The 8,012-nt window shown below is 66.3% G+C and carries 5 protein-coding genes; all 5 read right to left on the bottom strand.

What is annotated here, in order from left to right:
* On the bottom strand, positions 1–3,947 hold a 3,947-nt coding region (locus E6K76_06450; protein ID TMQ58986.1), incomplete at its 3' end, for a PKD domain-containing protein.
* A gap of 153 nt (positions 3,948–4,100) precedes the next feature.
* Positions 4,101–4,709, bottom strand: coding sequence for a threonylcarbamoyl-AMP synthase (locus tag E6K76_06445; protein ID TMQ58985.1), 609 nt, complete (start codon positions 4,707–4,709; stop codon positions 4,101–4,103).
* Positions 4,710–4,739: 30 nt separating this feature from the next.
* Positions 4,740–5,216 (bottom strand): 5-(carboxyamino)imidazole ribonucleotide mutase, encoded by a 477-nt coding sequence (gene purE, locus E6K76_06440; GenBank protein TMQ58984.1) that lies wholly within the window; start codon positions 5,214–5,216, stop codon positions 4,740–4,742.
* Positions 5,213–6,496 (bottom strand): phosphoribosylamine--glycine ligase, encoded by a 1,284-nt coding sequence (gene purD, locus E6K76_06435; GenBank protein TMQ58990.1) that lies wholly within the window; start codon positions 6,494–6,496, stop codon positions 5,213–5,215. Before purD ends, purE begins: the two co-directional genes overlap by 4 nt.
* A 14-nt stretch (positions 6,497–6,510) precedes the next feature.
* A complete protein-coding gene (gatB, locus tag E6K76_06430) occupies positions 6,511–8,007 on the bottom strand; it encodes an Asp-tRNA(Asn)/Glu-tRNA(Gln) amidotransferase subunit GatB (GenBank protein ID TMQ58983.1) in 1,497 nt (498 codons plus the stop codon).
* Positions 8,008–8,012 lie beyond the last annotated feature (5 nt).

The raw sequence follows: 8,012 nt of genomic DNA, 5'->3' as shown, positions 1-8,012 counted from the left end.
GCCGTCACAGAGACCGTGAGCAGGCTCCCCGCCTGCACGGTCGCCGTCGCCGGGGCGGTCACCGCCGGAGCCTGATCCGCATTGGTCACCGTGATCGCGGTCGTGGCCGAGCCCGAGAGGGCGTTCGCCGCGGTGAACGTGACGTTGTACGGGGTCGAGTTGACGTCCCCAGCCGTGGGCGCCCAGGTCAAGCTCCCCGAGGTGTGCGGCGACGGCGAGGAGAATTGCGCGTTGTTCCCCGCCGGCAACCCCGTGAGGTCCGCGGTGAGCGATGTGATCGCCTCCCCGTCCGGATCGGAGGCCGTCACAGAGACCGTGAGCAGGCTCCCCGCCTGCACGGTCGCCGTCGCGGGGGCGGTCACCGCCGGAGCCCGATCCACGTCGGTGACCGTGATCGCCGTCGTGGCGGAGCCGGAGAGCACGTTGGCCGCGGTGAACGTCACGTCGTAGGGAGCGGTCCGGGCATCCGCATACGCCGTCGTCCAGGTGAAGGTCCCCGAGGTGTGCGGCGACGGCGAGGAGAACTGAGCGTTGTTCCCCGCGGGTAGACCGGTGAGATCGGCCGTGAGGGACGTGATCGGCTCCCCGTCGGGATCCGTGGCCGTGACGGATACCGTGAGGAGCGATGCCTCCGCCACGCTCGCGCTGGACGGTGCGGTCACCGTAGGGGCGCTGCCGCCGATGCTGAAGGTGTCCAGGACGCTCCCCAGAGGGCAGCCGACGTCGTTTGTGCCACCGCCGGCGGGGCCGCATAGGAACGAGCCTTCGATGCCCGTGGACGTGAAGTGCAGCTTTAGCGAGCCCAGGTGCATCGCCCTGAACACGGACCACGAAGGCTGGGTGCAAGCGAGCCAAAGGCAGCTTCCGTCCTGCTCCAAGTTGCTTCCCCCGGTCCCGGCCGTGATGTGCACGACACCGTTCTGCGGGAAGCTCCGCTCGTAGTTATGGCTGTGCGCATTCAAATTCAAGACGTACTTACTGTGCGTCGCCCCCAGCGCGTCGAGGTGCCCCTTCAGCGTGCTGTCCCCCTCATGATGTCCAGAGGAGTAGGCTGGCCTGTGGCCGAACGTCACGATGAACCTGATCGCTGGATCAGTCTGGGCGGCGTCCATCAGAGCAGCCGCCTTCGGCCGCCAGTCGGACAAGGCGCCCGACCAAGGTTCAGGATAGGCGATGAATCGGACGTTCCCGTAGTCGAACCAATACCAGTCCTCACCGCAGCAACTGACCGAAGGAGACCCAGGTGACGTCTGTGGGTTGGGGAAATCAAATCGACCTTTGTAATTCCTGAGGTCGTCCGTGGCGGGGCGATCATATTCCTCGTTCCCCCAGGCCGGCATGTAGGCGGCGTCCTGGGACCACACCATGACGTCGTTGAAGTGATGGTCCACTTTGCTGAGTCCATGAGCGCCCCCATACGTGAGATCTCCAACCATGAGAACGAACGCGGGAGGGCTCGCGGCGATCTGCGACTGGATCGTCCCCATCCTGACATAACTGGACTCGTCCGCGATGTCGCCCTCGACAAAGATCGTGAAATCGGAGCTCCCGGCCGGAGGGGGGGTGTGGAAGGTGTGGTCGGGCCCGCTGCCGATGGAGTAGTGGTAGAGGGTGTTTTCTTGGAGCCCGATAAGCTTCGCTTCCCAGAACGGCCCGGCCGAGGAGAACGGGATAGGATTCGGCGTCGTGGCGGTCACGCTCTGGGTGTATATCGTCGTCGGGCCGTAACGAATGAAGTCCTCGCTGCCCACCCATTCAAAGGTAACCGAGTTCTGACCGGTCATGGTCCAGTGGACTTCGGCACCTCCGACCGTCGGTGCGACCACGGTGACGACGCGGGAGTCGGGCGTAGGGTCGGCGAGACCCATGGAGTCCGTCACCGTAAAGCGGGCGGTGTAAGTGCCGGGCGTGTTGAATACGATCGCGCCCGGGTCCTCTACGACCTGGTTGGGGGCGCCACCCCCAAAATCCCATAGGTAGGTGAACGGAGTCGTATTGTCCGGATCTGAGGCCGTTCCCGTGAACGAAACGGATGATCCGGACACAACGGTCACATTGCCGACCGGAGTGTTGATGATCCCTTGCGGGGGCAAATTCGATGATCCGCTCACCGCCACCGCGGCGCTCGTGAAGTTCGTGTTCCCCTGGCTGTCCGTCACGGTGAGACCGCAGGTCCAGTTACCGGCCGCGTATGTGTGAGCTGCGCTCGACGCTGTCTGTGGGCCGACAAACGTGCCGTCTCCGAAATCGAATCGATAGGACGCGATCGTCCCGTCGTCATCCGTGGACGTCGAGGCATCTGCGGTAACAGCCAGGGGGGCGGAGCCCGACGCCGGCGTGACCGTCAGGCGGGCCACCGGGGGCACACCGTTCAGCGTGAACTCGAGCGCGCCTCGGTCGGCGTAGGAGACGGGACCGATTCCGGCGTTGGGGGTGGAGGGATCGTCCACCCGCGGCCGTCCCTCCGCGTCCATGGCCGGCCAGTTGCTGACCGAGGAGTTAGCATTATCGATCGCCGGGGAATTCGAGTTCAGGTGGAAGTCTCCCGCCCCGGGATTTACAAACCGCGGGTCGCTTTGGAGTGACTGCGCGTCCTGCGCGGTGGCGGCGCTGTAGGCGGCGACAGAGGGATAAGTGGTCGAGATGTACTTGACAGGAGCCGCCGAAGTCGAGTTCCAAAAGAGGTTGTAGTCCGACACAAACCCCGGCGCGGAGCCGCTATCCACCCAGAGATCGAGCCCGCCCTGCGTGAGCCCATTACTTACCGCGATGCAGTTGAATACGCTCGTACCAGTGCAGCCGCCCTCCACGGCAAACCCATCGTTGAAATTCCCATAGGCTACCTCGTGTCGATGCACGGTCCCGGTGCAAGTACTGAGATGGTGAAAGCCGTGATCGCCGTTGTTCCAGGAGATGTTCCCGATTGAAATGTTGTTATTGGAGGAGCTGCCGAACTGGAGCCCCGTATCCTGGTTGTCGTGCAGGCGATTCCTTTGGACGAGGTTGCCGCTGGAGCCGCTCAAGGAGATGCCGTTCGCCCTACGCGTCGAGGGATCCGCGTTCCGGAACGACTCGTTGTCCTGCAACGTGCACCCGTCGCTCGTGGACGACAGCGAGATTCCGTGGTCCTGGTTGTCGAAGATCACGTTGGATGTCACCAGCACGCCCGTGGACGCCGAGATCCCAATCCCGTAGTGGCGGGCGAGATTCACCGAGTTGCTTGAGACGACGCAGTGGTTGGAGCTGCTGCTCAGGTAGATCGCCCGGTCTTCGGTTCGGGTCACCGTGAATCCGCTGATCGTGACCCACGAGCGGCCCGAGAGGCGGAAGCCATATGCCCGCCGACCCACCCGCGACTGGTGCGATCCCGGATTGCCGCCGCCCGCGTTAACATAGAGCCCCGTGCCCGAGACATAGTGGAACGTCCGTAGAGGGAGCGCGCTCGGCGAGGCCGAGGAGGGGGTGAGTCTGGCTCCGTCGGCAAAAACCTGAAGCGGGCTCCACGTCACACTCGAGGCGAGCCAAACATCCCCTGAGTAGAGCGTCCACTCGGCAGTCGCCGAGAAATCATCCGACCCGTCCACCGTTACCGGCGCACCCAATGCCTGGATGACGAACGGACTCGCTGAGTCCCCCGATGCCGGAACGGTTATCTGCTCCGGATAGAGGCCGGGACGGACGTATATCGTGGTTCCGGGTCCCTTGTGTGCCGCGATGGCGGCCGAGATGGTGCAATAGGGTGCTGTCGGGGTCCCGGGGCCAGTATTGGAGCAAGCGGGATTTGCGTTATCGACGTAGAAGGTCGCGGCGGTGGCGGCGGATGGCGCTAGGATCAGGGCCCAGCCAAAATACCAGGCGAAAAGATTGCGGGCGAAGCCGCCTCGGGCCGCTCGGAGAGCGGGCGGGCTCGGGAAAAAGGCATTCCTCCCTCGGGGCCCGAACGGCAAGCCTGCGAGGAGGGTCGTGACGAGTTCCCCTCTGAGGGGTGGAAACCGCGATCGGCGCCGCGACCTTCCGAATCGGTACGAACGGACAGAATCCGTCCGCGCGAGAAAACAAAGTTACACAATAGGATACACCTGAATCGCCGGTTCGTCAAACTACTCCCGTCGCGAGCCGGGTAGCCGGACGGCTCCGCTACGGAGCACGAGCACACGATCCCCTTCGACCGAGACGACGGTCGAAGGAATCCCGGAGAGCTCCCCTTGATCCACGACAAGATCGACCCCGTCCAGGAGCGCGCCCTCCGCGCGGATCGCGGGATCCTGGCCCGGTTCGTTGGCCGACGTGGAGAGCACGATTCCACCCGCGGCTTGGACCACGGCGCGGAGGAATGCGTTGCCGGGGCACCGGAGGGCGACCGTTCCCTCCGGCGCGCGCAGCGATTCGGGAATCGACGGCGCCGCGCGGAGGACGAGCGTGAGCGCGCCGGGCCAGTGCTCCCGCGCGAGCGCAGAAGCCCGCGGGCTCGGCGCGGCCCAGCGGTCGATCTCGCCCGGATCGGCGATCAATCCGATGAAGCGCTTCCCGGGGTCGCGGGGCTTCAGGGCCTGGAGCCGCGCGACCGCGGCCCCATGATCGGCCAGAGCATGCAGGCCGTACACCCCTTCCGCCGGCAGGAGCGCGATTCCGCCCCGGCGCAAGACTAGGGCGGCGCGCCCCGAGGCGTCCCGCCACGCCTCACCCGGGGCGAGAACGATGTGCTCCATCGGCAGTCCCGCGCCTTCGTTTCCCGGCTGCTAGAGCCGCTCGCCGCGGGCCAGCCTCAGCTTCAAGTCCTCGAGCTTGAGCGCGAGACCTCGGTCCGACAGCGCCAGGATTTGAACCGCCAGCACCGCCGCGTTTTTCGCGCCCGCGGGTCCGATCGCCACCGTGGCGACCGGCACGCCCGCCGGCATCTGGACCGTGGAGAAGAGCGAGTCCGCTCCGGAGAGCGCGGAGCCCTCGAGAGGCACGCCGATCACGGGAAGCGTCGTGTGCGCGGCGACCGCGCCGGCGAGGTGGTTCGCCATGCCCGCGCCGGCGATGAAGAGCTGGACTCCCTGCGCGGGCGCCTCCCGGACGAGATCGCGCACGCGGTCGGGGCTCCGATGGGCCGACGCCGTTTCCATGCGGGACGCGACCCCGAAGCTCTCGAGGACGCGCGCCGCCTCCTCCATCACCGCGCGGTCGGAATCGCTCCCGAATAGGATCAAGACGCGAGGTTTCTCGCTCATGGAATGGGTCTCCCTGATTGGAGTGCGGCCGCGATATCTCGCCGGTACTGCATCCCGTCGAAGCGAATCCAGGAAACGGCCTCGTAGGCCGCCTCGCGCGCTCGCTCCAGCGTTTCGGCGCGCGCGGTGACGCCGAGGACGCGTCCGCCGCCCGTCACGAGACGCCCGGCGCGGCGCTCGACGCCCGCGCAGTAGAACCGGATCCCGTGGGGGCGAGCGTGGTTCAGCCCCTCGATCACTTGGCCCGTGCGGGGCTCCCCCGGGTAGCCCGGGGCCGCCAACACCACACAAACGGCCGCTCCCGCGTGGCGGACGAACGATCCGTGACGGTCCGGAGGAAGCGAGCCACCGGCGGCCGAAAGGAACAAGGGCAGCGGATCCTCCTCGAGGAGCGGCAGGACGGCCTGAGCCTCGGGATCACCGAAACGCGCGTTGATCTCCAGCACCATCGGACCCGACGAGGTCAGCATGAGACCGAAGTAGAGAATCCCGCGGTATTCAATCCTTCGACCGCGAAGCGCGGCGAGAAGAGGGTCCACGATCCGGCGAGCGATTGCGACCGCCTCCTCCGCGCTCGGCGCCCGCGCCGGGGCGCACGCGCCCATCCCGCCGGTGTTCGGCCCGGTGTCCCCGTCGTAGGCGCGTTTGTGATCGCGCGCCGGCGGGAACAGCATCCATTGCTTCCCGTCGGTGAGGACCAGGAGCGACGCCTCCTCGCCGCGAAGAAAATCCTCGATGACGAGAATTCTTCCCGATTCCCCGAGGCCTCCGCGCTCCATCCACGCGCCGACGGTCTCGAGCGCCTCCCGCTCGCGCTCCGCGACCACGACCCCCTTGCCGGCCGCGAGACCGTCCGCCTTGAGCACGATCGGGTAGGTCGCGCCCGCGAGGATACGCTTCGCCTCCGCGGCGCTGTGCGCCACCCGGTAGGGAGCGGTCGGAAGATTCAACTCTTGCATGAGTTGTTTTGCGAAACTCTTGCTCGATTCCAGCCGACCCGCGGCGCGGACGGGTCCGAGGGCCGGAACCGAAATCTTTGCGAGAGCGTCGGCCAGCCCCATGGCGACCGCCGAATCGGGCCCGATCACCACAAGGTCCGGCTTCTCCCGCCCGGCCCACGCGGTGAGCGCCGCCAGATCCGTGGCGCGGATCGGGACGCACGTGGCTTCGGCTTCCATCCCTGGGTTCCCGGGCGCGGCGAAAACGGCGGGGTGTTCCGGCGAATCGTGGAGCGCGCCCACCAGCGCGTGTTCCCGTCCCCCACTCCCGACCACGAGCACCTTGGGGTGCCCGGTCACGCTACCCCCAGCTCCTTCCGGAGCGCTTCCTGGACCTTCTCGGGATGCGCGCGGCCTCGCGACTGCTTCATCGCCTGACCCACGAGAAACGCGAACGTCCGCTCCTTGCCCGCCCGCACCTCGGCGGCCGGCCCCGGGTTTGCCGCAATCACCTCCCGGGCGAGGGCGCGGAGCGAGGCCTCATCGTCGATGGGGAGAAGCCCGTGAGCCTGCACGAGCTCCTCGGGGCCCTCCGCCCGGGTCAGCATCATCTCGAGGACCTGTTTTCCGATCTTGCCGGAGATTCGCCCGGTAGCGACCATCTTGATGAGATCCCCCAACCGGTCGGGCCGGATCGGGAATTCCTCGATCGTCTGGCCCTCCTTATTCCGGACCCCGTTCACCTCGGTCATGATCCAGTTCGAGGCGAGCTTGGGGTTCCCCGAGCGCCGGGCGACTTCTACATAGTACGTCGCGAGCGCGCGGGTCTCGGTCAGGACCTCGGCGTCGTATTCGGGGATGCCGAGCTCGCGCGTGAGACGGTCGCGAACCTGGCGCGGGAGCTCGGGCAGCTCCGACCGGACCGACTCGATCCAGGCTGGATCGAGGTCGAGCGGAAGGAGATCGGGCTCGGGAAAATACCGGTAATCGTGGGCCTCCTCCTTGCTCCGCATCGTCTCGGCGATTCCCTTGTCCGCGTTCCAGAGAAGGGTCTCCTGCACCACGCGGCCGCCCGACTCGAGAATTCGGATCTGCCGCTCGGTCTCGAAGGCGATGGCGCGCTCGACGTTCCGGAACGAGTTCATGTTCTTGATCTCCGCTTTGGTGCCGAACGCGGCCTGGCCCCTGGGCCGGACCGAAACGTTCGCGTCGCAGCGAAGGCTCCCCTCCTCCATGTTCCCGTCGCAGACGTCCAGGTATTCGAGAATCTGCTTGAGTCGGATCAGATAATCATAGGCCTCCGCGCCACTTCGGATCTCCGGCTCCGAGACGATCTCGATGAGCGGCACGCCGGAGCGATTGAGATCGACGCGTGTGGTCGTCACACCCTCGCGACCCTCCGGATGAAGCGATTTTCCAGCGTCCTCTTCAAGATGGATCCTCACAAGCCCGATCCTCTTCCAGCCGCTCCCGGAGCGGATCTCGATACCGCCGCCGATGCAGAGCGGCCGATCGTACTGGGAGATCTGGTAGCCCTTGGGGAGATCCGGATAGAAGTAGTTCTTTCTGGCGAAGACGCTCCGTTCCGCGATCGTGGCGCCGACCGCGAGACCGGTCATGACCGCGAAACGGACCGCCCGCTCGTTCAACACGGGAAGCACCCCCGGAAGTCCGAGGCACACCGGACAGACCTGGGTATTGGGTCGTGCTCCGAACGTAGTGCTGCACCCGCAGAATATCTTCGACCGCGTCTTGAGTTGCGCGTGGACTTCGAGGCCCACGACCGTCTCGTAGTCGTCGTGGGGGGCTTTCGCCACCGCGCTCGACTCCGTCTCCGGCCTCGTTGCGCTCATCGCTC

This window comes from Candidatus Eisenbacteria bacterium (genome assembly GCA_005893275.1).
In the GTDB taxonomy this organism is placed as follows: domain Bacteria; phylum Eisenbacteria; class RBG-16-71-46; order SZUA-252; family SZUA-252; genus WS-7.
The sequence above is the reverse complement of the archived record's forward strand: the minus strand, read 5'-3'. Positions and strand labels throughout refer to the sequence as shown.

What these genes read in the sequence shown, in the direction of transcription:
- E6K76_06445 (TMQ58985.1), bottom strand. Translation starts at nt 4,709, where the DNA reads ATGGAGCACATCGTTCTCGCCCCGGGTGAGGCGTGGCGGGACGCCTCG.
- purE (TMQ58984.1), bottom strand. Translation starts at nt 5,216, where the DNA reads ATGAGCGAGAAACCTCGCGTCTTGATCCTATTCGGGAGCGATTCCGAC.
- gatB (TMQ58983.1), bottom strand. Translation starts at nt 8,007, where the DNA reads ATGAGCGCAACGAGGCCGGAGACGGAGTCGAGCGCGGTGGCGAAAGCC.